We start from the raw sequence: 23,269 nt of genomic DNA, 5'->3' as shown, positions 1-23,269 counted from the left end.
TTTTTCTTCAGTGACCTGTCCGCCTCTCCGCGAATTCAGGCCAGATTCGGGTGCCACGGTAGTTCCGTTGGCGGCCGGCGGTGGGGCCGTGGGCGGACTTGGCCGGTCCCCGGCGAGTTACCGATGTCCTAGCGAAATCAGTCGGCGTATGAGCTGGACGCAGGCTGCGTTGGCCGGGGCCGAACAGGCTCGCCATCCGGCCGCCGAGCATCGGGCCGTAGCCGAAGCCGAAGTTCATGCCGAGCGACAGGTGGGGCTCGAGCCGCGACTGCGGAACCAATGCGGCCACCAGGTCAGGCAGCTTCGAGAGGTTCCGGACGCGCGTCAGCATGGTTCAGCACATACCAACCATGAGCCACATCACATGGCGAATGCTACCGAAGAGTAAAGCCGCTGGGGGTCGCCCGATCAGGAATGTTCTCCGGAGAGTGATCCGACGGCACACGCCCGCACTTTCCGCAGGTCAGGCGCGCATCGACTCAGCCAACGTGGGCGGGGTAGGCGTGTACGACGGCGGTGTTCAGTTTGGGGACTACGTGGGTGAGGGTGTGCTCGGCTTGGTGGGCGACGCGGTGGGCGTCGGCGAGGGTGATGGTCGGGGCGACATCCAGTTCCACGTCGGCGTGCAGCCGGTGGCCGATCCAGCGCATCCGCAGGCTGCGCACGCCCTGCACGTCCGGTTCGGCGGTGAGGGCCTGTTCGGCGGCGGACACCAGGCCCGGCTCGACCGCATCCATCAGGCGGCGCAGCACATCTCGGGCCGCCGTGCGCAGCACCGCGAGGATGGCCACGGTGATCAGCAGGCCGACGATCGGGTCCGCGAGCGGGAAGCCCAGCGCCACGCCTGCCGCGCCGACCAGCACCGCCAGTGAGGCGAAGCCGTCGGTGCGGGCGTGCAGGCCGTCGGCGATCAGTGCGGCCGAGCCGATCTGCCGGCCGACCCGGATGCGGTACAGCGCCACGGTCTCGTTGCCGAGGAAGCCGATCACGCCCGCGACGGCGACCCAGCCGAGGTGCTCGATCGGCACCGGCGAGATCAGTCGGCGAACGGCCTCGTATCCGGCGATCAGGGCGGACAGCGCGATCATCGCGACGACGAAGAGACCCGCGAGGTCCTCGGCGCGACCGAACCCGTAGGTGTAGCGCCGGGTGGCCGCGCGCCGCCCGAGTGCGAACGCGATCCACAGCGGCACTGCGGTCAAGGCGTCGGAGAAGTTGTGAATAGTGTCCGCCGCCAACGCCACTGACCCGGAGGCCGCGACCACCAGCACCTGCAGTACCGCGGTCACGCCGAGCACCACCAGGCTGATCTTTACCGCCCGAATGCCGACAGTGCTGGCCTCCAGCGCGTCATCGACGCTGTCGGCCGCGTCGTGGCTGTGTGGCACGAAGATCTCGCGGATGACTCCGCGCAATCCCGTCGGATGCTCGTGACTGTGCTCGCCATGCGTGTGCTGGTGCGCGAAACCTCCATGGTTTCTTTGGCTTTCGCCGTGCGTGTGCGTCGCCGCATTCCCATGGACGTGCCCGGATTCCGGGCCATGCCCATGGGAATGCCCGTTCCGGTCGTCGCCGTTCTTATCCTTCGTATGCACTGCGCCACGCTCCGAGATCCGTTGTCCAGTCCCCTATTTCGTGCAGGTCATTCCGCTGTTCCGGTCCGCTGCGCCGGCAGCTCACGCACGGCGTCGCCACGGTGATGCGGCGGCACGCCGGGACCCGCGTGCTCGGCGTTGTGCACGGCGTCCACGACCAGCTGCCGGACGTGCTCGTTCTCCAGGCTGTAGTAGATCGTGGTGCCGGCGCGGCGAGTGCTGACCAGGCGCGCCATCCGCAGCTTGGCCAGGTGCTGGGAGACCGAGGGCGCGGGTTTGCCGATGTAGCCCGCGAGGTCGTTCACCGACAGTTCGTGGTCGACCAGTGCCCACAGCACCTGGACCCGGGTCGCGTCGGCCAGCATCCGGAAAACCTCGACAACCAGGCTCACCTGATCCTCCGCGAGCGGCGGCCAACCTTCCTGGCTATCTGCATTCATACGCAGATAATAGACCAGCCGAGGGGTCATGACTACCTCGAATTGCCGAAGAAATCCCCACCGGACCGGAATGGCGGCGACACCCCCTGCGTGGCCGCCGACATGCCGGTCCGTCCCCATCGAACCGATCACTGTCTTAGTCGCTTTGGCGCTACTGCGCCAGCTAACCTGCCGAACAACATCCGAATGAGACAAAACCTGCCGCGCGGCCACGGCCGGACAACTAGCGGCTACCGCCGTGACCAGCGCGAATTCGCCCACGCCACAGCAAGGCTCGCGCCCGCGAAATGCAATTACATTTGCACGCCTATAGAAGGCCGACCGGTCGTCTATGTCGGATTTACCGACAAAATACTCAACCGCAGGCCTGGCGTGATCCGCCGAGCCGATGGGCCAGAAGGAAATTCATCATGTCGCGTTGCAGCCCGATGCCACGTTCAGATTGCATCAGCAACCCGCCGGCGATGTGGTCGGGCCCGATCGGCGTACGGAATTCGGCGAGGGCGCAGCTACCCGCGTCGTACCGCTCGACCGTAGTCGGTACCGGATCCGCGGTCGCCGTGATCGTGCTCGGCACCGTGGGTACCGCGGCGTCGCCCGCGAGCCGGTACGCGCCGAGCCACTGCACCAGGTTCGCGCGACCGATCGGATACAGGCTGGTCTGATCGGCCAAGTCCTGCAAGAAGAACCCGGGCACCGGTCGCGCCTGTGCGCCCATCGCCGCGACGATCGATGCGCCGCTCAGATCCGCACTGAATGTCTGCGGATCCAGTTGATACGGCCCGCCCGCCATGGGTGCGATGGCCGAGTAGAGGTCCGGGTAGGCCGCGGCCAGCACCGTGGACATCGCGCCGCCCGCCGAGTATCCGCCGACATACACGCGCGAACGATCCAGCCCGAACTCGCCGATCAAGGCGGTGGTGATATCGGCGAGGATCGACGACTCCCCTTGTCCGCGTGGCTGATTCGCCGGGTCGAACCAATTCCAGCAGTACCGCTCGTTGGCCGCCTCGGTCTGGATCGGATAGGCGAGCACGAACCCGAGCTCGTCGGCGATCCTGGTCAGCGAGAAGCCGGTGTCGGCGAGTTGGCGCTGCGGATCGGTGCAGCCGTGCAGGTAGATCATCAGCGGCTTGCCCGCCGGATCTCCCGGCGGCACATGCAGGTAGTAGTCCCGCGCACCCGCCGCGTTCGCGAAGCTGCGCTCCACCACCGGCGCGACCTGCGCCGATGCCGGTTCAGCCGATAGGAATTGCATGCTCAGCGCCACCAGCGCGAGCACGACGATCGTCAGGCGACCACGAGGGATACCGCGCACCGTCGAATTCCTTCCGGGAGGGTCCTGTCGAATGTACCGTCCGCCGGATGACGAACGGGCACAGTAGGTTCCACGCACCATGAGCGATCGATCACAGCCGCCGCACGGCTTGCCCGTCCGGTCGGCAGCGGTCCGGCGCCCGCAGCGCGGGTCCGCTCGCTAGCGTAGGGGTATGCCAGTGGATCGAATGCTGCCGACGTCCGAGGCTCGGGACCTGCTCGAGCTGACCCGCGATATCGCCGACAAGGTGCTCGAGCCGCGGGTGGTCGAGTGCGAGAAGACCGGAACCTTCCCCGACGGCGTCTTTCCCGCCCTCGGCGCGGCCGGCCTGCTGAGCCTGCCGTATCCCGAGGAGTTCGGCGGCGGCGCCCAGCCCTACGAGGTGTACCTGCAGGTGCTGGAGGAGCTCGCGGCGCGCTGGGCGGCGGTCGCGGTGGCGGTCAGCGTGCACAGCCTGTCCTGCCATCCGCTGTTCACCTTCGGCACCGGCGAGCAGCAGCAGCGGTGGCTTGCAGGCATGCTGTCCGGCGAAACCATCGGCGCTTACAGCCTTTCCGAGCCACACGCCGGTTCCGATGCCGCCGCGCTGCGTTGCAAGGCGACGAAAGTCGAAGGCGGATACCGGATCAACGGCGCGAAGGCGTGGATCACCAACGGCGGCCGCGCCGATTTCTACACCCTGTTCGCGCGGACCGGCGAAGGCTCCCGGGGCATCTCGTGCTTCCTGGTCCCGCGCGACACCGAGGGCCTGAGCTTCGGCAAGCCCGAGGAGAAGATGGGCCTGCGCGCCGTGCCGACCACCACCGCCGCCTACGACGCCGCGTTCCTACCCACCGAACGCCTGATCGGCGAAGAGGGCCAAGGACTTTCGATCGCCTTCAGCGCCCTCGACTCCGGCCGCCTCGGCATCGCCGCCGTCGCAACGGGTTTGGCGCAGCGCGCGCTCGACGACGCCGTCGCCTACGCCAAGGAGCGCGAGGCGTTCGGCCGCCACATCATCGATCACCAGGGCCTCGGCTTCGTGCTCGCCGACATGGCCGCCGCCGTCGACTCGGCCCGCGCCACCTACCTCGACGCGGCCCGCCGCCGCGACGCCGGACTGCCCTACTCGCGCCAGGCCAGCGTCGCGAAGCTCATCGCCACCGACGCCGCCATGAAGGTCACCACCGACGCCGTCCAGGTGCTCGGCGGCTACGGCTACACCCAGGACTTCCCGGTCGAGCGCTACATGCGCGAGGCCAAGGTCATGCAGATCTTCGAGGGCACCAACCAGATCCAGCGCCTCGTCATCGCCCGCCAACTCGCGGGGAACTGACCGCCCATAGTGGCCGAAAATGCCGATTCAGTGACCGCGGATCTCTTCGGACCTGCGGGTTCGGCATTTAGGCTCGGAACATGACAACGCCGTCCATCATCATCATCGGAGCGGGATTCGCCGGGCTCGGCGTGGCGCTCGAGCTGCGGCGGGCCGGGCTCGACTCGTTCACCATCCTGGAACGCGCCGCCGATCTGGGCGGCGTGTGGCGGGAGAACACCTATCCCGGTGCCGCGTGCGACGTGCCGTCGCCGCTGTACTCCTGGTCGTTCGAGCCCAAATCCGATTGGCCACGGCGGTTTTCGGAGCAGCGCGACATTCACGCGTATATCCGCGGTGTCGCCGAGAAGCACGATCTCGAGCGGTTCATCCGATTCGGCACCGAGGCGACCGACGCCGAGTTCGACGAGCACACCGGGCAGTGGACGGTCAGCACGACCGATGGTGCGCGACTGACCGCGGACGTACTCGTGCCCGCGGTGGGCCAGTTGTCACGCCCTGCCATGCCGAACATCCCCGGCATCGACACCTTCGCCGGCCCCGCGTTTCACTCCGCCGAATGGGATCACACGGTCGACCTCACCGGCAAGCGCGTCGCCTGCATCGGCACCGGAGCCAGTGCGATCCAATACATTCCGCGCATTCAGCCCGAGGCCGCGCACCTCACGCTGTTCCAGCGCTCGGCGGCGTGGGTGCTGCCGAAGTTCGATACCGAATACAGCACCGCACACAAGGCCGTGTTCAAGTACCTGCCACCGACCCGGCTCGCCGAACGGTTCGCGATCTGGTCGCTGTTCGAGGTGCTCGCGCTGGCGCTGACCGACATTCCGGCGATGAAGGCGCCGGTGATCGCGCTGGCCGACCGGCATCGGGTCAAGCAGGTTCCCGACGCCGAACTGCGCGACAAGCTGACTCCCGACTATGCGGCCGGTTGCAAGCGCGGCCTGTTCTCCAACGAGTATTTTCCGGCCTTGGCCCAGCCGAACGTCACGGTGGAAACCACCGCGATCGAGGCGATCACTCCCACCGGCATCCGCACCGCCGACGACGTCGAGCACGAGGTCGACGTCATCGTCTACGGCACCGGGTTCAAGGGCACCGAGTTCCTCGCGCCGATGAATATCTACGGCGTAGGCGGCCGCAAGCTCGCCGACGTCTGGGGCGACGAGGGGGCACGCGCCTTCCTGGGCTTGTCCGTGCCGAACTTCCCGAATCTGTTCATGATGTACGGCCCGAACACCAATGTCGGCTCCGGTTCGATCATCTACATGCTGGAATCGCAGGCGCGCTACATCCGGCAGGTGGTGCAGTACCTCACCGACCGACCGGGCCGCTCGCTCGCCGCCCGCGCGAACGCCGAACAGCAGTGGGACGACTGGCTGCAGCGGCGACTGAAAGACACGCCGTGGAACTTCTGTTCCAGCTGGTATCGCAACGCGGCGGGCCGCATCACCAACAACTGGCCGGGCGCGACCGTGCTCTATCGTTGGAAGACAAGGACTTTCGACCTGGCCGACTACGACGAGGCGCAGGCTGAACGGCCACTGGCCGCAATGCACTAGCTTTCGTACCGCACCGTCTGTTTTCAGCCGAATCTCAGCAAGTGCCCAGTAAACTGGGCATTGTTCCGGACCCGGCAATGGAAGAGGTACGCACGGTGTTGTGGCTACTGATCGTCGTGGTGATCGTGGCGGTGGGCGCCCTCATCGTGGTGCAATCCCGGCAGAGCAAGCAGCGCACGGCCAACGAGCTCGCCGACGCACTGGCCGACGCGCGCCAGGTCAACGAGCGGCTCGGCGGACAGATCTACAACCTCACCGGCTCGAACGAGGCCGCCAAGCAGGCGCTGGTCGACGCGTCCGAGCGGCAGCTCGCCGCCGGATCACAGCTCGATCAGGCGCGCACGCCCGCGCAGGCGCGGTTGGCGAAGCAGACCGCGCTGGAAGGGCTCTATTACATTCGGGCCGCGCGCAGTGCGATGGGGATGGATCCCGGCCCCGAAGTTCCCGCCCTGGACGGGCAGAACGCGGCGGGCAAGGTCACCGAGAACCGAGTCGTCGAGCATGATGGCCGGGAGATCGCGGCCTCGCCCGATCCGTCTGCCGCGACGCCGAACTACTACCCCGGCGGTCGGGTCGCGGGTCGCCCGGTCCCCGCGGGGTGGTACTCCGAGCCGTGGTGGAAGCCTGCGTTGATCGGTGGTGCCTGGGGTCTTGGTTCGGCGCTGCTGTTTTCGTCGCTGTTCTCGGGGATGTCCGGGGTCGGGTACGACGCGCAAGGGTTCGAGAGTGGGTATGGGGACGGGTATCAGGACGGGTTGGCTGCCGGGAGCAATGACGGTGGGTACGACGCGAGCGGGGACGTCGGCGGCTCCGGTGACAGCTCCGGATACGACTCCGGTAGTGACGCAGGCGGATTCGACGGCGGCGGTTGGGACGGTGGCGGGTTCGACGGCGGCGGGTTCGACAGTGGCGGGTTCGACAGCGGTGGCGGCTTCGATGGCGGCAGTTTCTGAGCGGAGCTAGTTCGACGTACGGCTAGCCACACCCCTGACCCACCTGCCTACCCGGTTGCCGCAGCACCCTGATGTGCTGGACGGTTGACGAATGATCATGCAGCGCAGGAGAACCGCTATAGCCGCCGCTTTGGCAGCCGTCGGCGCGATCACCACGGCGTGCGGGAACGCGGCCGCCGATTTTCCGGCCGGGTTCTGGCAGGTGGACGATTACGGCAGTGCGCTGTCCGTGCACGTTGACACACTGGAGACCTACCAGCTCACCGCGCTCAGCTGCATGAAGGACGAGACCGCCGCCCGCTCCGGAAGCCCGGGCAGGTACGTCACGGATGGCAAGGACGTGCTCACCCTGCGGTCTGGTGACCAGGATCGGGCCACGCTGCACATCGACGGATCACCGGGTGACCGCTCCCTCCGGCGAATTCCTGCCTTGCCGGCAACATGCACCGACACTACCCGGCCCACCGCCTTCGATGTCTTCTGGCAGACGTTCCAGGAGAACTATCCGTTCTTCGCGGCGAAAGGCCTTGACTGGCAACAGGTTCGGGACCGATTCCGGGATCGCGCCAACCTTGCCGAGCAGCGCGGTGACGACGCCGAAATCTTCGCGACCTTCCGGGACATGGTCGCACCGCTGCACGACGCACACGTCGTCGTGTCGGCGGGTGACACCGGATTCTTCGGCGTGGGCAGGCCGGGAACGGCGATCCCGAGCCCGCAACTCGACCAGCAGGTCAAAGAGTTCGTCCAGCGTCGCGACCTCCAACAGTCGCTCACCGAATACGCCAACGGCCGCATCGGCTACGCGAACCTGCCCGGACAGGACTACGGCTACCTCCGGGTCTCCTCGTTCAGCGGCTACACCGCCGAGCGGACCTTCGCCGCCGACAGTGCCGAGCTCGACCGCGCCCTCGACGCGATTTTCGCTCCGGACCGGCTGTCCCGGCTGCGCGGACTGATCCTCGACCTGCGCATCAACGGCGGCGGGTCGGACAGCCTCGGCCTGCAATTGGCCGCCCGCCTCACCGACCGGCCATATTTCGGCTACGCCAAGAAGACTCGCACCACCGAACCCCAGCCGCAGCGGGTCGCCCCTGGCCGCAACGGTTTCGCGGGACCCATCGCGGTGCTGACCGGCGGCTCCACGGTCAGCGCCGGCGAGACCTTCACCCAGGCACTACTGGAACGTCCTTCGCGCACCACAAGAATCGGCCAGCCGACCCAGGGCGTCTTCTCCGACGTGATGGAGCGCAAGCTGCCCGGCGCCGCGCACGCGGACTGGTGGTTCGGCGTGCCGAACGAGGAATTCCTGACCGCCGACGGCCGGACCTTCGACGGCGCCGGCATCCCACCCGAGTTCACCGAGCCCGTCTTCACCGACGAGGAATTCGACCAGCAGCGCGACTCCGCCTTCGACCGCGCGGTCCGCTGGCTGACCAGCGGCTCTTGACGGCGGGGAGAAACTGTCTGAGACTGTCAGCATCTCGAATCCGGATTGGCTGGCGGCAACTGGTCGAGAGCAAAGCTGGGAGAGCTCATGACGCTGACCACAGCCGATATTCCGGTGGAGGACTTGCGAACTCGATCGCGGCGCTGGGCTCGGGAATGCTACGAATGGTCGAAAGTGCCGTTCCTGCCGTCCAGCGAGCGAGTCGGCCGAGTCTACGACGTAGTCGGCCCGCAGAACCTCTTCGGCGAGGACTCGCTGTTCATCAATCTCGGCTACTGGCGCGACAATCCAGCCACCCTCGACGAGGCGAGCAAAGACCTCGCGCGGCTGGTGGCCCGCGAGGCCGAACTCGGCCCCGACGACATCCAACTCGACGTCGGCTTCGGCTACGGCGACCAGGACTTCCTGTGGGCCGAAGAATTCAAGCCCAAGCAGATCATCGGCATGAACATCGCCGTCGAACAGATCCAGATCGCCAGCAGACGCGCCGCCGAACTCGGCCTCGACCACCGCATCCGCTACGAATACGGCTCCGCGATCGACCTGCCACGCGAGAACGAATCCTGCACCAAGGTCACCGCCCTCGAATCCGCCTTCCATTTCCCTTCCTACCCAAAGTTTTTCGCCGAGGCCTACCGAGTACTACAGCCCGGCGGCAAACTCGTCACAGCCGACATCGTCCCGCGCACCAACCGAGCCTCGAAGGCCATCGTCCGCCTCGCCGACCGCCCCGGCGTCCGCAACCTCCCCGGCACCTTGCACGACCGCGACTTCTTCGACATCCACCACTACCGCCAAGCCCTCACCGACGCCGGCTTCAGCAACGTCACCACCTACTCCATCCGCCGCGAGGTCTACGCCCCCCTCGCCACCTACCTCACCAAACGCCTCCGCGACCAAGACATGCGCCGAGTAAACCCCGCCCTCCGCCTAGCCTTCAGCCGCCCCGCCCTCACCCTCTGGGGCCCCTGGGCCGACTACATCATCGCCATCGGCACCAAGAAACCCTGACCAACGAATCCGTTTCGGCCTCAGCCCCTAGACCCGGTAGACTCCCCGACGTCCCGGTCTCCACCGGGCCAGCCCTCGTAGCTCAGGGGATAGAGCACCGCTCTCCTAAAGCGGGTGTCGCAGGTTCGAATCCTGCCGAGGGCACAGAGTTTGGGCAGGTCAGCGGGTTGACTTTCGAAGGTCGACCACTCGTGAAGCCGCTTCGGTACGCAGTGAGTACGCAGTAGCGAAATTGGCGCGTGCTGAGTCGAGTCTGTTCGCCAGTTCCTCGAGGTCGTCATCGAACAGGTCGGCGTAGAAGTCCAGCGTTGTGCTCGGCTTGTCGTGCCCGAGCAGCCGCTGGACGCCCAGCACCGACGCTCCTTCCGATACTGCCAACGAGGCCGCGGTATGCCGCATCTCTTGCGGAGTGAGCCCGTCGAGTCCCGCCGCGACAGCTGCGTTGTTCCACCAGGCACGCCTCATGTTCCGGACGCGTAGGACTGCGCCGCGGCGCGACGTGAATACCTCAGCGTCCGGGACTTGTCCTGCGAGGTGCGCCGCCATCGGCTTGGCAAGGAACGCCGGAAACGGCACACTACGTCGTTGGTGGTCCTTCGGTGCCTTGACGACGAGGATCCCGTCGACCTCGGTGATCGTGCGTTCGATCTGGAGCCGCCGCCGGAGCATGTGCACGTTCGCGGCCTGTAGACCCGCCAGCTCCGCGAACCGCAGTCCGCAGTAGGCCAGCACCATGACCACCAGCCAGTCCTCCCCCGCGCATTCGGCCAGCCGCTCTACTTCGACTCCAGAGAGGTAACGGCGTTTGGCGAGACGCTGTTTGGGCCGCTTCACCTTTCCGCATGGGTTGACCCCGATGCGATTGGAAGTCACTGCGTAGTCGCATATTTGGGACAGCACACCGAGGTTCTTGCGTACCGTTCCTCCGGCGACGCCGTGTGCAACCTGATCGGTGACCCACTTCTGGATGTCGTCGTGCGTCAAGTCCGACAGACGAACCTGCCCGAAGGTCGGCTTAATGTGCTTGCGGACGATGGACATGTAGCGGGATCTCGTGGACTCTTCCCAGTCCGGGTTACCGGCAAGCCATGCTTGGGAGACCACTTCGACGAGGACGCGGCCTGCGGACGGCGGGGCATGCACGCCGGTAACGACCGCTGCGGTCTGCCCGTCAAGCCACTCCTGAGCCTCGCTCTTACGGGTGAATCGTTTTGTGTGCTCGCCGCCCTGGCCGTCGACATAGCGGGCACGCCAACGCTTTCCCTTGCCGTCGAGCTTGGAGGGAACGCGCCGGACCGTGCCGTCCTCATCACGTTGTTCCTTGGTCCAGAGGTCTTCGACCCCGGATCGGCGATTCCGTCGCGCGGGCATGGCTACGCAGCACCTCCGGTCTGGGTCTTGGCTTCCTGCTCGGTGATCCAGGCTTCGATGACGCTTTGCCGCCAGACGCGGCGGCGGCCGAGTTTGAAGCTACGGCGGCCGATGTCCGAGCCGATGTGCGCCCAGTACCGCCAGGTGGCGGCGGGGATGCCGGTGAGTTCTTCACAGTCGGTTGCTTGCAGATACCGGTCAGTGCTCATGATCGTTTCCTCAGTTCTTGGTGGCAGGGTGGTGCGCTGCGGGTCAGGGGTGGTGCATACCGGTGCGGGTGCTGTCACGGCCTGTGCACCACGTGTGACAGGGGGTGGTGCACTGCGGGTCGGAGTGGTGCACTCGGTGGTGCACGGTGGGACAGAGCCGGTGGGAGCTGGTGTACGGCATGGGACATGCCATGTCGTGCACCGCTTGCGTGGATGCCGTAAGTGATCTGGAATTCATCGCGTTCACCCAGCCAACTTGAGTCGCTGACCAGTGTGGATAGTGCGGATCGCGGCCTGTCCGTCCCATGTGAGCGCGGTGAGTGTGACAGCCGAGACAGCCAATGGGACAGGCAGAGATGCCTTGTCACAGGCGGTGCGCACCGCTGGCAGGTCGGCGGGCTGGTGGTGCACGAGTAGCAGTTCTGTGCACCCGTCCTCGTCTGCGAACTGGCCTGCTCGGTGGATCTGGTGCACCAGGTCCGCACCGCTGGTGTCTCGGTGTCCCAGCACGAGCACGGCCCGTGAGACGGTGTCGGTGCGCACGGTGCGTCCGTCGTAGGGGTAGCGGCGTGGGTGGTGCGCGCGGTAGCTGAGTTCGCGTTCGGACTCCCACGCGTCGAATGTGGTGGCTTCCAAGGCGATGCGGGTGCGGGTGATCGCGCGGCCCCGAACTGACCACAAAGGTGAGGGCCGCCAGTCCGGACGTGCGGTACCGAAGAACCGGGTCACCGCGGTACGGGTCGGCACGATCCACTTCGGGCCGGGCCCGACCCGCACCAGTGGATGCACGAGGCCGGCCGATTCGAGCTCGTCGCGCAGCTCGTAGACGTGGTTACGTCCTGTGCCGAGCAACTCGGCGAGGATGTCGACCTGGATGGCTCGTTGCTGCACGAGCGCGTACATCGCGCGGGCCTCCCGGTCGGTGCGGACCTCACCGCGCTGCGGCTCGTGGACGGTCGAGCTGGTCATTTCGGTGTCTCCTTCCGGTTTGTGCCGCGCCGGGGTCGCCGGTGGTTCGGGTTCGGGGTGCGGGTGGCTGCGCGCATGGTGGCGCGGGTGTTGGTGTGTTTGGTCCACTCCTCGTCCAGGTCTCCGGTGACCAGCGGGACCGCTTTGCGGAGTTCGGCCGGTATCCGCTGCCAGGCGGCGTCGAGGACACGTTCGACCTCGCGACCGCGTGTGAGGTAGACCAGCCCGATCATGGGTTCGGGTTCGGCGTCGCGGGCGGCATACAACGCGCCGCGTAGGGCTTTGTCCATGTTCTTCGCGCTCTTGGCGGTGAGTTCGACTTCGAGTGCCCACCAGCCGTAGGTGCCTTCCACCACGCCCAGGAACCGGCCGTCGTGGATGTGGCCGATCGAACGTGAACCGCGAGAACCGGATTCACGCGCGGCGACTCCGGCGTCGTGTCGTAGCTGTCGCTCGGAGATCCACACGCCGGGTTCGGCGCCGACGAGCAGCACGCGAGCCTGCGCGACAGCGCGATAGTGCTCGGCATCCTTGACCGGTGGCTTCCACAACGTCGCGGGCATCCAACCCAGGTAGCTGCCCGCCGTCTCCCTGGTGGGCACGAGCCACTTCTCTCCGGGCTGGACTTGGATCAGCTTGGGCAGCATCATCCGATCGGTGCGCAGCTGCCGTGCCAACGTCCGGGCGTGGGTGATGTCGATACCGAGAAACGCTGCGAGCAAGTCGATTTGAAGCCCGTACATCTCCACCACCAACGCCGCCGCCGTGTTCGCCCGTGCGTTTACCTGGGTCTCGCGTTTGTCGCTGAGCAGGCGTCGTACCGTCGTGCGAGGCAGCCCGACCAACTCACCGATATCGGCGTACGTGTGGCGATGTTCGTAGTGGGCGGCGACTTCACCGAGCACGGATTCCACTGCGCGCGCGGATATTCCGAGTGTTTCGCGAATCTGGTCATACGAGGCACCTTCGCCCCGCATGGCGGTGATTCGCCGCTCCAGGCCAGCAGCGCGGGCCTTCGTCTTGTGGTCCTTACGCGGACCGGCTGTAGTCGCGCTTTCTCGTGTTGTGGTCATCGGCTGCGCTCCACGCCCCGGCGACGCTCGATCGGAAGCCCGCGATCATCGATCTCGATCGCGTCACGGAATTCGCTGCGGCGCTGTGCCTTTCGGACTTCATCGCTTTCCCGGACGGCATACACAACTTCGCCGGTTTCGTTGGCCTGGCGCTGTCGCCACGTGTCGAGGCATTCCAGCTCTGCTGGCGCAGCCACCGCGATGTCGCTACCGTCGGTCGCCCACCACCGGCCGCCGGACTCGAAATACTCCACAGATTGCCGACGAGATGATCCACGCGGAGCCTGGTCGGATCGTTCTACACTGGACATGCTTCGGGACTCCAATCCTGAAGTGAGGGATGCTGAAGCAGCTACGAACTGCTTTGGTGCTGGCTCCCCGGTGGCTCCAACCGCCGGGGAGTTTTTCGTTGCCTGGCTGAACGTCCCCAACCTGACCAACCTAACTGTATATATCCAACTGTATATGCACAAGACTCGGCGGGAAATTGTGCATACACAGTTGTGCATGTCTAAAATGATTTTCAATAACGCCCGCCAAAACTGGGAGAGTGGACGCGCTATGACAGAGCCCGCCTATGTCACGATCGCTGCGGACTACGCGAGACAGATAAGGACAGGCGCGCTACCTGCGGGAACGCAGCTGCGGAGTCTTACGGAGCTGATGGCCCGTCATGAAGTCTCGAAGATCGTGATCATTCAGGCTATGCAGCTGCTAGAGCGTCAAGGACTGGTGCGGTCAGTTCCGAGGCGTGGGACTTTCGTAACTGATCACCCGAACCTGGTTCGGGTTGCGCCCGAACGTCAGATGGAGGACCCAGAGGAGACGTTCGGGCACGAGTCCGGGGAGACTGTTCGGATCGAACGCGAAGCCCTCGACTTTCCGGCACCGGAAGTACTTGCGGATGCGCTCGCGATCACCCCCGGCACGGCGGTCCGGCACACCGTCACCCGCGCGACAGAAGGGGGCAGGGCGGTCTCAATTTCCGACACCTACCAGCCGATCGACGTTCCAGACATCTCACATGCCACCGCCCTGGAAGAAACTGTCGCGGACCGCATTCCCACAGAGGCGCACGCGAAATGGCTCGGGACCATGCCCGGTGACCTCGTAAAAACAGTCCACCAGCGGTACCTCGGACCCGGTGATCAGGTACTGATGCTGTCAGACATCTCGTACCCGCGAGATCGCTACGACGCGTTCGTCTTTCGGATGGAACTCACGCAACCCGTGAAGCCATCTCGTACGGAGTAGAGGGCCCCTATCGGCGGGTCCATCCCTGCGCTACATCAGCCAGGTTCCACCAAGAGACGTAGTCGGGATCCTCGGCGGCGAGATGCCAATTCGATGCAAGGCTGCTGAAGAAGGCATCATCGGCCGTCTTTCCGCCTTGAGGCTCGCCTACGAAGACGATCCGTTCTCCTCCGGCGCGCTCGTACTCTTCGAGCGTTTCTGAAGCCATCGTGTTGCCCCAACCCGGAGGCCAGCACAAAAACAGAACGTCGTCGGCAGCGCCGCGGAGCCGTGCCGCAGTTCCGGCGAGCCCCTCGACCGGGTGCCACACATCGCGTTGGCCGGCCGCACCTGGAAACGAAACGTTATCGGCCTGGTCCGGCGGCTCTACGTCGTAGGCGTCGACATGCACTCCGGCTTTCTTGAGCTGCGCGGCCCAGTAGCCGCGGCCAGCACCGAGCTCGACAACGGCTCGGCCATCGCAGAAGGATCGCATCCACGCGATGGTCTCCGGCGCTGGTACTGCGTAGGCATACACGGCCTGCAGGATCGTTTGGGCGTAGCCCAGTCGCGCGCTGCCTTGTGACCGCCCTCCGTCGATCAAACGGTGACCGTCCCGCACCGAAATGGATGGCCCGACGATGTCCCAGTAGGGATTCCGACTCTCGGCCTCGCCACCCGTCATGTAATGGACGAATCTCAAGTCAAATGCGGCGTCTGCTTGATCATCTCCTGTCCCAGGGAGCATCGGCGCCGTGTCGAGGTAGTCCGCTACCTTCGGGTACTTCGCCTTCAGGAGGTGCTCGTCAGCCAGTAGTGCAGCAAGTTGATCCCGACGTTCGTCGGTAAGCGTCAGCTCGGCCATGCCGTCAATTCTCGCTCCGGGAAACCGATCTCGCGATGTGTTCATGAAATTCGTTGTCAGGTAGGCGTCCAACGTTGGGTGTCCCCTGAGTGCAGTCGAGGGCTGGACACTCTGACCATCCGCCTGGGAGTTGGGCCGCACAGAGGCCGAACAAAGGCCGAACAGAGGCCGAACAGGTTTAGTCCCGTGCTTGTTCAAAATGTCCACTCGGAAACATGGCCTGAGCTGCGCCTTTGGCGCAGGGCTCTCGCTCTCACTGTTCCCGATTCTCTATGGCTTCGCTGTTCATAGAGAATCGGGAACAGTGAGAGCGAGAGCCAAGGTGGTTAAGTCAGTAGGTGAAGTAGTGAGTTGAGATGTGGTGGAGGGGACCAAAAATGAGAGTTGGGTGGGTGGTTGCGTCAGGTGCGGATGCTGCGGTTTAGAGCGTCGGTGGTCTGGTTGAGTGCGTAGGTGGCGGTTCAGGGCACGCGAGCCGAGGGAGTCGAAGTCGTGTAGCGCGCGTGACGATCGGTCGGGCCAGCAGGCAGGAACCAAAAAACGGGACGGCGGAATCGGGACGGTTTGATGCTTGGCATTAAATGACACGCCGCTGATTGATGCCTAGGCGTCAACGGCGGGGGGGCGCAAGCGTGCCGAGGTTTGTGACGTACACGTCCATGGGCGAGTTTTGTCGTATCGGAACGCCTTCGATAGCCAAATGGCCAGTCCTCCCTTGGAGTCAACTGCCCCCGCTACCGCGTACGAGGCGAAATTGACTCCTAGGCATCAACGTTGGGCGTAGCTCAGCGCAGGACGGAAGCCGGGGAATCACGTGGAGGTGGGTACGCACGGAGTACGCAGCACCGCCATGGCTGACTGAATACGACCAACGTTGCCAACCGAGTATGCGCAGTTCAGGGCGTTGCACCCAACGGCTCACGTATCCACAAATGCAACAAACCGGGCGTAAACCGCTCTCCTAAAGCGGGTGTCGCAGGTTCGAATCCTGCCGAGGGCACAATCGGGACCATCAATGCCCAGGTCAGCGATCAGCCTCAACATTCTCTGCCCGGTGCACGGCTACGCCCATTTCCTGCGCAACACGATCCCAGGCATCTCGAACCGCGGCCCGCGCTATCTCGGCACTGATCACCAACTGTGTCTGCCCGGCCAATTGCGCGTTCCAGTCATTTTCATCTGGTGCACGATCGAACAGTTGCGTGGCGGGGAGCCGGTTGGTCGGACCGTACTTGCGGTAGAGCGCTCCCGCAGCGCCGTCGATCGCGCCGATGTCGCTCAGCGCCCAAAGATCCCAGAGATCACGGGATGCGCGCCGGTCATGCCATGTCGTGGTCTTGCCTGCCGCAAAGGCCGGCAAAGTTGGTACGAACAGCTCGGCCGGTGGCACGTCGCTGTATCGCTGCTCGAGCGCGCGGAGTTCGGTCGGCCACACCGTTCGGCCTAGGGCCGACAGCAATTGGATCTTGACGGAAACACCGGATGCAGAGCGAAGATTGGCGGCGCCGGTATCCGGGACGCCGCTCAGCGGCGGTGCCCATTCCAGCCGACCATAGCTCCGCGCGACCGATCGCGGCAAAGCAGCGTCCAGTTCGGCTGCCAGTACCGTCCGGTTGCCCAACGCAACCAGATCGATGTCTTCACTGAGCCTGCCGTTCACCAGATGCGTACGGGCAAGAGCAGTTCCGCCGATGAAATGCACCCGGTCACCGAACCCGCGGCTGATTGCCGCTAGCAGATGGGAGATCAGATGGTCGCGTTCTACCTGTTCCGGGGCAACTCCGAATTGCACTGCGACACTGTCACGTTCGCCGAAACTCATGCCCGACCCAACCTTCCACGCGTCGAAGTGCCGCACCCAAATGCTGATCTGCAGCGAGCTGTGTAAGTCTCGACAAATCGCTACGACGGTAGAGCGTCGCGATCGCCGAACGTACCTCGGCCTCGGCATTGCCAAGCTCTGGACGGCGAGCAAGATCGAGCACGGTCTGTTCCGAAGTGGTCACCAACGCCGGACCCAGTGGCGTTTCGACGCGCTCAGCGTCGAGTGTGCCGGTATCACGACGGACAAAACGAACCTGTGCCGAGCGGTCGGTCAGTGCGATCGGCCGGTGCTGACTCGGAACCGCAACCACAGCGTTCGCCAGCGCACGAGGCACGGCTCCCAGCATCCGCGCCGCGCTGATGCCCATGACAATGGCCTGATCCGCTCCATAGATCGACGACGCGATACCTGCGGCGGCCGCCTCGAGGCCAGGCAGCCAGACTCGGCCAACGTAGTCCGGCGGGACGATGATGTAGTAGCCGTGAGCAACGCGATGCAACACACCTCGATCGACGAGCCGCGCCACCTCAGGCCCCGGTTGAGCGTAGATACCGGCCAAGTCCTGCGGCCGCACGGTCCGAAGCGGTACTCGCCAGAGTTCACTAGGCAACAAAGTGCTGCGACGCCCAGGCACCAGCACCACCTTCCTCAGGGAGTATGCATTTAGTTGGCTATTAACCAATGAAATGCATACTACTAGAGTGCTGGCTTGAACCCTGCCAATCGCGATTCACGACCATGACCACAGACACAGCGTCGGAAGATCGTGAAATTGAGCCACAACCCGAGAATCGAGCTCCGATCATCCTTGGACGCTGGGACGAGATGCTGCTGTTCGCGATGGATCGCGCCGACGGCCAGGGGTTTTGCGGGAGATCACCAGATGGCAGGTCTCGCGACAGAAATAGCCGCACTGGTGGGCCTCGGGGCTACTTCGCATACCACTACTAGCCGTCGTTCCTTCGCGAGGTGAACGCACGACATTCGGCATTGGCGCGCGTTGAGAACCTTTGTTGGCCAACAAATTTGAACGGTCGACCAACGCCCGTCTCGCGCACGCGCGCACGTTCTCTCGCGCGCTTCCAGGTTGCGGGGCTGGGGGCGGCCCGTACGATCCTGTTCGTGAGCTTGTGAGGGGCCCGGCGGTTCAGTTGGTTTCAGGGCTCCGTGATTGGGGGGTACGCGCGTGAAAACAATAGTCTGGTCCGTGATCCTTGCCGTGGCGGTGACGACCGCATTCTGGCTCGCCGCAATGACGTTCTACTGGTGGGCATTTCAATACCAGCAGCCTCAAGGTTGGCTTCGCACCGAGACCCTCCAAACCCAGGCTCTCAATCAACTCGGCCACCTCACCGGGCACCCACCCGACGCAGTCGACTGCGAGGGCCCGCTGCACAAGAAGACTGGCAGCACCGTGCACTGCTTCGCCCATTACGGCACCGGGACCGCTGGCTTCACGGCCATAGCCTCCGATGTCGACCAGGACTCCGGCGCATGCCGGATCTCGATCATGGCTGATCGGCCCTACTCGCCTGAAGCTAAATAAATTCCCGATCGGTATTCCCCATTGCCGACACAGTCATCCTCGTGACTCCGAGCCGCTCTGCAAGATTTGCTTGGTGCAGGCCTCGCTGCTCCCGAGCGCGGCGCACTGCTCGGCCGAACTCGGCCGAGGTGACAGCCCTGACCTGATCCATATATCGATCACTTGCCAACGAGGGCGCTGAAGATCGGTATATGAATCATCGCCTATCGGCACGTGCCGCCCGCACTGCGGGATCAGTGCGGGCGGGCGGTGTGTCAGCGGGTCAGGAGGTCGCGTAGGGCTTGGGTGACGGTGGCCGGGGATTCCTCGGCCATGAAGTGGCCGCAGGTTACGGTGGTGTGCTTTAGGTCGGGAGCCCACGTGCGCCAGAGGGATTCGGCGTCGAAGCCGAGGGCGGCACCCCAATCCTGCTGGAGGACTGAGACCGGCATACGTAGTTGGTTGCCTGTGGTGCGGTCGGTTTGGTCGTGGGCTAGGTCGATGCCTGCGGAGGCTCGGTAGTCGGCGACGATGCTGGGGATGGCGGCGGCGCTGGCGTTGAGGTAGGCGGTGCGGATTTCGGGTGGGATGGCGGTGGGGTCGTGGGTCCAGGTGTCGAGGAAGTGGGCGAAGAAGGTGTTGGGGGTCGCTGCGATCATTCGTTCGGGGAGGCCCGGGGGTTGGGCCATCAGGTAGAGGTGGAAGCCGACGGCGGCGGTGACGCCGTGCATGACGTCCCACATGTCGAGGGTGGGTAGGACGTCTAGTGAGGCGAGGTGGGTGATGGTTTCGGGGTGGTCTAGCGCCGCGCGGATGGCGACGAGGGCGCCGCGGTCGTGGCCTGCGAGTGCGAATTGGTTGTGGCCGAGGGTGCGGGCGGCCGCGATGATGTCGGCGGCCATTGTGCGCTTGGCGTAGGTGCTGCCGTCGGTCTCGAGCGGTTTGTCGCTGTCGCCGTAGCCGCGTAAGTCGGGGCAGATTACGGTGTGGTCGGCGGCCAGGTCGGCGGCGACGTGGCGCCACATCAGGTGGGTTTGGGGGAAGCCGTGCAGGAGGACGATAGGGGTGCCGGTGCCGCCGACTGCGACGTTGAGTTCTACCTGGTCGGCGACGGGGATTCGCTGGTAGGTGAATCCGGTAATCTTCGGTGTCATGAGGTGTCCTTCCGGTGTTCGTGGGTGACGCCAGACAGTCTTTGCGGGCGCACTCAGCAACTGGTCAGCAGCGACTGAGTGCGGCAGTGGGCGCGTGACGCGGCTGCGGTTCGGTGTTCTCGGACCCATCGGCGCCGAGCGCGCCGGAGAAGCACTTCCCTTGAAGGGGCCACGGCATCGGGCGGTATTGGCGCGATTGCTCGTCGCGCGGGGGCGGATGGTCTCGGTGGATCAGCTGATCGATGACCTATGGGAGCGGCCGCCACGGGGTGCGGTGGGAGCGATCCAGACCTTCGTCGCCGATTTGCGGCGAGTATTGGAACCCGATCGTGCGCCGCGGACACCGGCCAAGGTGCTGGTGACGGTCGCGACCGGGTATGCGCTGCGAACCGAGTCAGGGTCGGTGGACGCGGACCGGTTCGAGGCTGCCGTGCTCGATACTGCCGAACTGCTTGCGGCCGAACAGTTCGACCGAGCGCTGACGACGATCGATGCGGCATCGGCGCTGTGGCAAGGCTCGGCGTATGCGGAGTTTGCCGAACAGGGTTGGGTGCGTGCGGAAGTCGATAGACTCGACGGGCTCCGGCTGCTGGCCGTCGAGCATCGTGCCGCCGCGTTGATCGATCTCGCGCGGCCCGCCGAAGCCGTACCAGCGCTGAATTCCCTACTCGCCGAGCATCCTTTGCGTGAACACGCGTGGCAGTTGCTCGCTGTCGCCCTCTACCGATCGGGCAGGCAGAGCGACGCCCTGGCAGCGTTGCGCCGCATCCGTCACCTTTTGCGCACCGAGTTGGGTGCCGACCCTGCTCCCGAGCTCCAGCGTGTGGAGGCGGACATCCTCGCGCACGCTCCACACCTTCTCCCTGCGGCTCGAACTACGCCCATCGGGCATCGAGGTGTGGAGGCAGACATCCTCGCGCACGCACCGCGCCTCCTCCCCTCGGCTCGAACTACGCCGCCCGGAAGGGGTTTCGTCGGACGTCGATTGGAATTCGTTGCGGTACAGCACGCTGCCAATGACGCTGCCCGACAACGCCGCGTGCGGTTGGCGTTGCTGGCAGGTGAGGCCGGTGCCGGGAAAAGTGCTCTTGCCGAGGAGATTTCGTCCGCTCTGGCCGCTGATGGCTGGATCACCGCGCGTGGCGACAGTCCAGCGGACCTCGGCGTCCCGCCGGGCTGGGCGTGGACCAGGATTCTCGCGGCACTAACCGCTGCGGGAGCGGCACCGCCAGGGGACGCGCGCGGTCCTGCCGAGGTCGGGGCCGCAGATCCGGCCGAGGCACGGTTCCTGTTTCATCGCGCCGCCGCCGGATATCTGGCGTCGTTGTCCCAAAGCACGCCTGTTCTGCTGGTTTTCGACGATATCCACAACGCGGGCGCGGAAACTCTCGATCTCCTCTCCGCTCTCATTACCGCAGGCGTGGCAGGTCCGGTGCTGATACTGGCGACGTACCGCAGCACGGAGATCAGCACCGAACTCACCGCCACGCTGGGCAAGGTGGCCCCCTTTGAACCAGTTCGCGTGTATCTGAGCGGTCTATCCGAATCCGATACCACCGCCTTGGTGCGCGAGATCGCCGGACCGGATATCACCGAACACAATGGTCCGCGAATTCATCGGCGTAGCAACGGGAATCCCTTCTTCGTTCGCGAGCTGGCCCGGCTGCTCCGCGACGAAGGCGCTGCGGCGGTGGACCGCATCCCACCGGGCGTCCGTGAGGTCATCCGGCATCGCATGGCCATGCTGCCGCAGTCCGCGCAGACCCTGGTCCAGCAGGCCGCTGTGCTCGGCGAAGACATCGATCGCGAGGTCCTCACCGACCTCGCGGGAGACCAGAGCCGTGCACTGGACAGCATCGAAATCTCGCTCACGGCAGGGTGTTTCACTGAAATGCCCGGTGGATTGCGCTTCACCCACACTCTGGTTCGCGACACCGTGTACGGGGACATCAGCGGCCCGCGCCGCGCTCAGTGGCACGGCGATATCGGTGCACTACTCGAAAAGATCAGCACCACAGATGTTTCCGTTCTGGCGCATCATTTCGTCCGGGCGCAGAGCCGCGCCACCGCGGCAAGCGCCGCTCGGTACGCCGGGGCAGCGGCGGTCGAGGCCGAACGAGCATTTGCCCTCACCGAGGCGGTGCGGCAGTGGCGCGCAACCCTCGATGCCTTCGACCGAATGGCCGAACCCGACCGCCCCGCGCAACTCGACGCGACCATCGGACTCGCCAGGACGTTGGCCGTCACGGGCGCCCTCGCAGAGGCCCGCCACTACCGCGGACTGGCCATCACACAGGCCGAGCAATGGGCCGACCCAGGGCACACTGCCCGCGTGATCAGCGCGTTCGATGTCCCCGCTGTGTGGACCACCAACGACGATCCCGACCTGGCAAACCACGTCGTCACCGCCGCCGAACACACCCTCGCCGCCCTACCCGCCGAACACCACGAACTGCGCGCCAGGTTGTGCACAACAATTGCCCTCGAACTACGTGGCGCAGACGACGACCGCGGACTCCACGCGGCCGAGGAAGCCGAGACGATCGCCAGGGATCTCGACGATCCCGCGCTGCTAGCCTTCGCCCTCAACGGTCGATTCATGCACACGTTCCAGCGCACCGGCCTGAGCGCGGAACGTGCCCGCATCGGCGACGAACTCATCGCACTCGCCAGACAGCATCGACTGGTTGCCTTCGAGGTCCTCGGCAACCTCGTGCGAATTCAATCTGACTGCGCAACAGCGAATCTCATCTCGGCAACGGCCCACGCCGCCGCAGCAGACCAACTCGCCGCCGACTACGAACTACCGATGGTCGGCATATTCACCCACTGGTACGCCGCCCTGCGCACTGCCATCACCGGCAGCCTTCATGACGCGGAAACCGCCTACCGCGCCGCCGCGAAACTGCTCACCGGCGCCGGGATGCCCGGAGTCGAGCAAGGCCTGCTCCCCCTCGCATTGCTCTGCCTGCGCCTGCAACACGGAATGCCGGCCGAAGACACGCCCGCCGTGTGGGGACCCTACGAACCGTGGGTCCGCCCGATCATCCTCTTGGACAACGGACTTCGCGACGAAGCAGCCGCAGCTCTGCAAGCCGCCCCCGACTCACCACGAGACCTGCTGCTCGAACTACGCACCTGCCTACTCGCCCGCGCCGCCCTCGCTCTTGGCGACAAACCGACAATGCGCCACTGCTACGTCCAATTAGTCCCCGCCGCAACAGAATTCGCCGGAGCAGGCAGCGGCCTGATTACCCTCGAACCGGTCGCCCACTACCTCGCCCAACTCGCCACCGCCCTGGGCCGAGGCACCGCCGATGAACACCGCCAGCAGGCACTCGACCTCGCCCGCCGAGCACATTCGCCCCATCTCATCGCAGCCGTCAGCCCACCCGAATAGG

General features: G+C 65.2%; 22 protein-coding genes and 2 tRNA genes. 10 read left to right on the top strand and 14 right to left on the bottom strand.

The window, feature by feature from the left end; genetic code table 11:
* Positions 1–7: 7 nt before the first annotated feature.
* The 4 genes from ACFWF1_RS21965 to ACFWF1_RS21950 form a co-directional block, all read right to left on the bottom strand.
* Complete coding sequence (locus tag ACFWF1_RS21965; protein ID WP_379282300.1) at positions 8–331, bottom strand: hypothetical protein; 324 nt, start codon at positions 329–331, stop codon at positions 8–10.
* 148 nt (positions 332–479) lie between these two features.
* Complete coding sequence (locus ACFWF1_RS21960; protein ID WP_379282341.1) at positions 480–1,415, bottom strand: cation diffusion facilitator family transporter; 936 nt, start codon at positions 1,413–1,415, stop codon at positions 480–482.
* A gap of 227 nt (positions 1,416–1,642) precedes the next feature.
* Positions 1,643–2,035 carry an ArsR/SmtB family transcription factor gene (locus ACFWF1_RS21955; RefSeq protein WP_379282299.1) on the bottom strand — a complete coding sequence of 131 codons (393 nt, stop codon included), beginning with the start codon at positions 2,033–2,035 and terminating at the stop codon, positions 1,643–1,645.
* A gap of 355 nt (positions 2,036–2,390) precedes the next feature.
* Positions 2,391–3,353, bottom strand: a complete 963-nt coding sequence (locus ACFWF1_RS21950) for an alpha/beta hydrolase family esterase (protein WP_379282298.1) — start codon at positions 3,351–3,353, stop codon at positions 2,391–2,393.
* 172 nt (positions 3,354–3,525) lie between these two features.
* On the opposite strand from ACFWF1_RS21950, the gene ACFWF1_RS21945 reads away from it, so the two are divergent.
* The 6 genes from ACFWF1_RS21945 (at position 3,526) to ACFWF1_RS21920 (ending at position 9,788) form a co-directional block, all read left to right on the top strand.
* The gene (locus ACFWF1_RS21945) at positions 3,526–4,668 is read left to right on the top strand and encodes an acyl-CoA dehydrogenase family protein (RefSeq protein ID WP_379282297.1); all 1,143 of its coding nucleotides are present in this window, start codon (positions 3,526–3,528) and stop codon (positions 4,666–4,668) included.
* A gap of 80 nt (positions 4,669–4,748) precedes the next feature.
* Complete coding sequence (locus ACFWF1_RS21940) at positions 4,749–6,230, top strand: flavin-containing monooxygenase (protein ID WP_379282295.1); 1,482 nt, start codon at positions 4,749–4,751, stop codon at positions 6,228–6,230.
* Between the two features lie 77 nt (positions 6,231–6,307).
* Entirely contained in the window at positions 6,308–7,183 is an 876-nt protein-coding gene (locus ACFWF1_RS21935; RefSeq protein WP_379282340.1) for a DUF1542 domain-containing protein, read from the top strand.
* Positions 7,184–7,280: 97 nt separating this feature from the next.
* Positions 7,281–8,633 (top strand): S41 family peptidase, encoded by a 1,353-nt coding sequence (locus tag ACFWF1_RS21930; protein WP_379282294.1) that lies wholly within the window; start codon positions 7,281–7,283, stop codon positions 8,631–8,633.
* A gap of 87 nt (positions 8,634–8,720) precedes the next feature.
* Complete coding sequence (locus ACFWF1_RS21925; RefSeq protein WP_379282293.1) at positions 8,721–9,644, top strand: methyltransferase domain-containing protein; 924 nt, start codon at positions 8,721–8,723, stop codon at positions 9,642–9,644.
* A 71-nt stretch (positions 9,645–9,715) separates the two neighbouring features.
* A tRNA-Arg gene (locus ACFWF1_RS21920) sits at positions 9,716–9,788 on the top strand.
* Between the two features lie 15 nt (positions 9,789–9,803).
* Here the strand turns inward: ACFWF1_RS21920 and ACFWF1_RS21915 are convergent.
* The 5 genes from ACFWF1_RS21915 to ACFWF1_RS21895 all read right to left on the bottom strand — a co-directional run bounded on the left by ACFWF1_RS21915 (position 9,804) and on the right by ACFWF1_RS21895 (position 13,463).
* A complete protein-coding gene (locus tag ACFWF1_RS21915; RefSeq protein WP_379282291.1) occupies positions 9,804–11,015 on the bottom strand; it encodes a tyrosine-type recombinase/integrase in 1,212 nt (403 codons plus the stop codon).
* A gap of 2 nt (positions 11,016–11,017) precedes the next feature.
* Positions 11,018–11,224, bottom strand: a complete 207-nt coding sequence (locus ACFWF1_RS21910) for an AlpA family transcriptional regulator (protein ID WP_135234735.1) — start codon at positions 11,222–11,224, stop codon at positions 11,018–11,020.
* 243 nt (positions 11,225–11,467) lie between these two features.
* The gene (locus tag ACFWF1_RS21905; RefSeq protein WP_379282290.1) at positions 11,468–12,193 is read right to left on the bottom strand and encodes a hypothetical protein; all 726 of its coding nucleotides are present in this window, start codon (positions 12,191–12,193) and stop codon (positions 11,468–11,470) included.
* Entirely contained in the window at positions 12,190–13,266 is a 1,077-nt protein-coding gene (locus ACFWF1_RS21900; RefSeq protein ID WP_379282289.1) for a hypothetical protein, read from the bottom strand. The genes ACFWF1_RS21905 and ACFWF1_RS21900 overlap by 4 nt, the downstream gene beginning before the upstream one ends.
* The gene (locus tag ACFWF1_RS21895) at positions 13,263–13,463 is read right to left on the bottom strand and encodes a hypothetical protein (RefSeq protein ID WP_379282288.1); all 201 of its coding nucleotides are present in this window, start codon (positions 13,461–13,463) and stop codon (positions 13,263–13,265) included. The genes ACFWF1_RS21900 and ACFWF1_RS21895 overlap by 4 nt, the downstream gene beginning before the upstream one ends.
* Positions 13,464–13,599: 136 nt before the next feature.
* Between ACFWF1_RS21895 and ACFWF1_RS21890 the strand changes: the two genes are divergently transcribed.
* The gene (locus tag ACFWF1_RS21890) at positions 13,600–14,520 is read left to right on the top strand and encodes a GntR family transcriptional regulator (protein ID WP_379282287.1); all 921 of its coding nucleotides are present in this window, start codon (positions 13,600–13,602) and stop codon (positions 14,518–14,520) included.
* Positions 14,521–14,527: 7 nt separating this feature from the next.
* On the opposite strand, the gene ACFWF1_RS21885 is transcribed toward ACFWF1_RS21890, so the two are convergent.
* Complete coding sequence (locus tag ACFWF1_RS21885) at positions 14,528–15,364, bottom strand: class I SAM-dependent methyltransferase (RefSeq protein WP_379282285.1); 837 nt, start codon at positions 15,362–15,364, stop codon at positions 14,528–14,530.
* Positions 15,365–16,280: 916 nt separating this feature from the next.
* Between ACFWF1_RS21885 and ACFWF1_RS21880 the strand changes: the two genes are divergently transcribed.
* A tRNA-Ser gene (locus ACFWF1_RS21880) sits at positions 16,281–16,364 on the top strand.
* Between the two features lie 24 nt (positions 16,365–16,388).
* On the opposite strand, the gene ACFWF1_RS21875 is transcribed toward ACFWF1_RS21880, so the two are convergent.
* Both ACFWF1_RS21875 and ACFWF1_RS21870 read right to left on the bottom strand, forming a co-directional pair.
* Entirely contained in the window at positions 16,389–17,186 is a 798-nt protein-coding gene (locus ACFWF1_RS21875; RefSeq protein ID WP_379282284.1) for a nucleotidyl transferase AbiEii/AbiGii toxin family protein, read from the bottom strand.
* Entirely contained in the window at positions 17,167–17,763 is a 597-nt protein-coding gene (locus tag ACFWF1_RS21870) for a type IV toxin-antitoxin system AbiEi family antitoxin (RefSeq protein WP_379322205.1), read from the bottom strand. Before ACFWF1_RS21870 ends, ACFWF1_RS21875 begins: the two co-directional genes overlap by 20 nt.
* A 633-nt stretch (positions 17,764–18,396) precedes the next feature.
* Between ACFWF1_RS21870 and ACFWF1_RS21865 the strand changes: the two genes are divergently transcribed.
* Entirely contained in the window at positions 18,397–18,735 is a 339-nt protein-coding gene (locus tag ACFWF1_RS21865) for a hypothetical protein (protein ID WP_379282282.1), read from the top strand.
* Here the strand turns inward: ACFWF1_RS21865 and ACFWF1_RS21860 are convergent.
* Both ACFWF1_RS21860 and ACFWF1_RS21855 read right to left on the bottom strand, forming a co-directional pair.
* Positions 18,728–18,886 (bottom strand): helix-turn-helix transcriptional regulator, encoded by a 159-nt coding sequence (locus tag ACFWF1_RS21860; RefSeq protein ID WP_379282281.1) that lies wholly within the window; start codon positions 18,884–18,886, stop codon positions 18,728–18,730. The two genes, ACFWF1_RS21865 and ACFWF1_RS21860, sit on opposite strands and share 8 nt — an antisense overlap.
* A gap of 103 nt (positions 18,887–18,989) precedes the next feature.
* On the bottom strand, positions 18,990–19,868 hold the full coding sequence (locus ACFWF1_RS21855; protein ID WP_379282280.1) for an alpha/beta fold hydrolase: 879 nt from the start codon (positions 19,866–19,868) through the stop codon (positions 18,990–18,992).
* A 94-nt stretch (positions 19,869–19,962) separates the two neighbouring features.
* Here ACFWF1_RS21855 and ACFWF1_RS21850 point away from each other — a divergent pair, with 94 nt between their 5' ends.
* Positions 19,963–23,268, top strand: coding sequence for a BTAD domain-containing putative transcriptional regulator (locus ACFWF1_RS21850; RefSeq protein ID WP_379282279.1), 3,306 nt, complete (start codon positions 19,963–19,965; stop codon positions 23,266–23,268).
* Position 23,269 lies beyond the last annotated feature (1 nt).

The sequence above is a fragment of the Nocardia sp. NPDC060255 genome (assembly GCF_042727395.1).
Taxonomy (GTDB): Bacteria; Actinomycetota; Actinomycetes; order Mycobacteriales; family Mycobacteriaceae; genus Nocardia.
Note: the sequence above shows the minus strand (reverse complement) of the source record. Positions and strands in the feature narration are given on the sequence as shown.

Excerpts from the sequence above, each read along its gene's own strand:
- ACFWF1_RS21945 (WP_379282297.1), top strand. The coding sequence starts at position 3,526 with ATGCCAGTGGATCGAATGCTGCCGACGTCCGAGGCTCGGGACCTGCTC.
- ACFWF1_RS21930 (WP_379282294.1), top strand. The coding sequence starts at position 7,281 with ATGCAGCGCAGGAGAACCGCTATAGCCGCCGCTTTGGCAGCCGTCGGC.
- ACFWF1_RS21875 (WP_379282284.1), bottom strand. The coding sequence starts at position 17,186 with ATGAGTTTCGGCGAACGTGACAGTGTCGCAGTGCAATTCGGAGTTGCC.
- ACFWF1_RS21955 (WP_379282299.1), bottom strand. The coding sequence starts at position 2,035 with ATGAATGCAGATAGCCAGGAAGGTTGGCCGCCGCTCGCGGAGGATCAG.
- ACFWF1_RS21965 (WP_379282300.1), bottom strand. The coding sequence starts at position 331 with ATGCTGACGCGCGTCCGGAACCTCTCGAAGCTGCCTGACCTGGTGGCC.
- ACFWF1_RS21905 (WP_379282290.1), bottom strand. The coding sequence starts at position 12,193 with ATGACCAGCTCGACCGTCCACGAGCCGCAGCGCGGTGAGGTCCGCACC.
- ACFWF1_RS21900 (WP_379282289.1), bottom strand. The coding sequence starts at position 13,266 with ATGACCACAACACGAGAAAGCGCGACTACAGCCGGTCCGCGTAAGGAC.
- ACFWF1_RS21885 (WP_379282285.1), bottom strand. The coding sequence starts at position 15,364 with ATGGCCGAGCTGACGCTTACCGACGAACGTCGGGATCAACTTGCTGCA.
- ACFWF1_RS21855 (WP_379282280.1), bottom strand. The coding sequence starts at position 19,868 with ATGACACCGAAGATTACCGGATTCACCTACCAGCGAATCCCCGTCGCC.
- ACFWF1_RS21915 (WP_379282291.1), bottom strand. The coding sequence starts at position 11,015 with ATGCCCGCGCGACGGAATCGCCGATCCGGGGTCGAAGACCTCTGGACC.
- ACFWF1_RS21860 (WP_379282281.1), bottom strand. The coding sequence starts at position 18,886 with ATGGATCAGGTCAGGGCTGTCACCTCGGCCGAGTTCGGCCGAGCAGTG.
- ACFWF1_RS21910 (WP_135234735.1), bottom strand. The coding sequence starts at position 11,224 with ATGAGCACTGACCGGTATCTGCAAGCAACCGACTGTGAAGAACTCACC.
- ACFWF1_RS21925 (WP_379282293.1), top strand. The coding sequence starts at position 8,721 with ATGACGCTGACCACAGCCGATATTCCGGTGGAGGACTTGCGAACTCGA.
- ACFWF1_RS21940 (WP_379282295.1), top strand. The coding sequence starts at position 4,749 with ATGACAACGCCGTCCATCATCATCATCGGAGCGGGATTCGCCGGGCTC.
- ACFWF1_RS21935 (WP_379282340.1), top strand. The coding sequence starts at position 6,308 with ATGGAAGAGGTACGCACGGTGTTGTGGCTACTGATCGTCGTGGTGATC.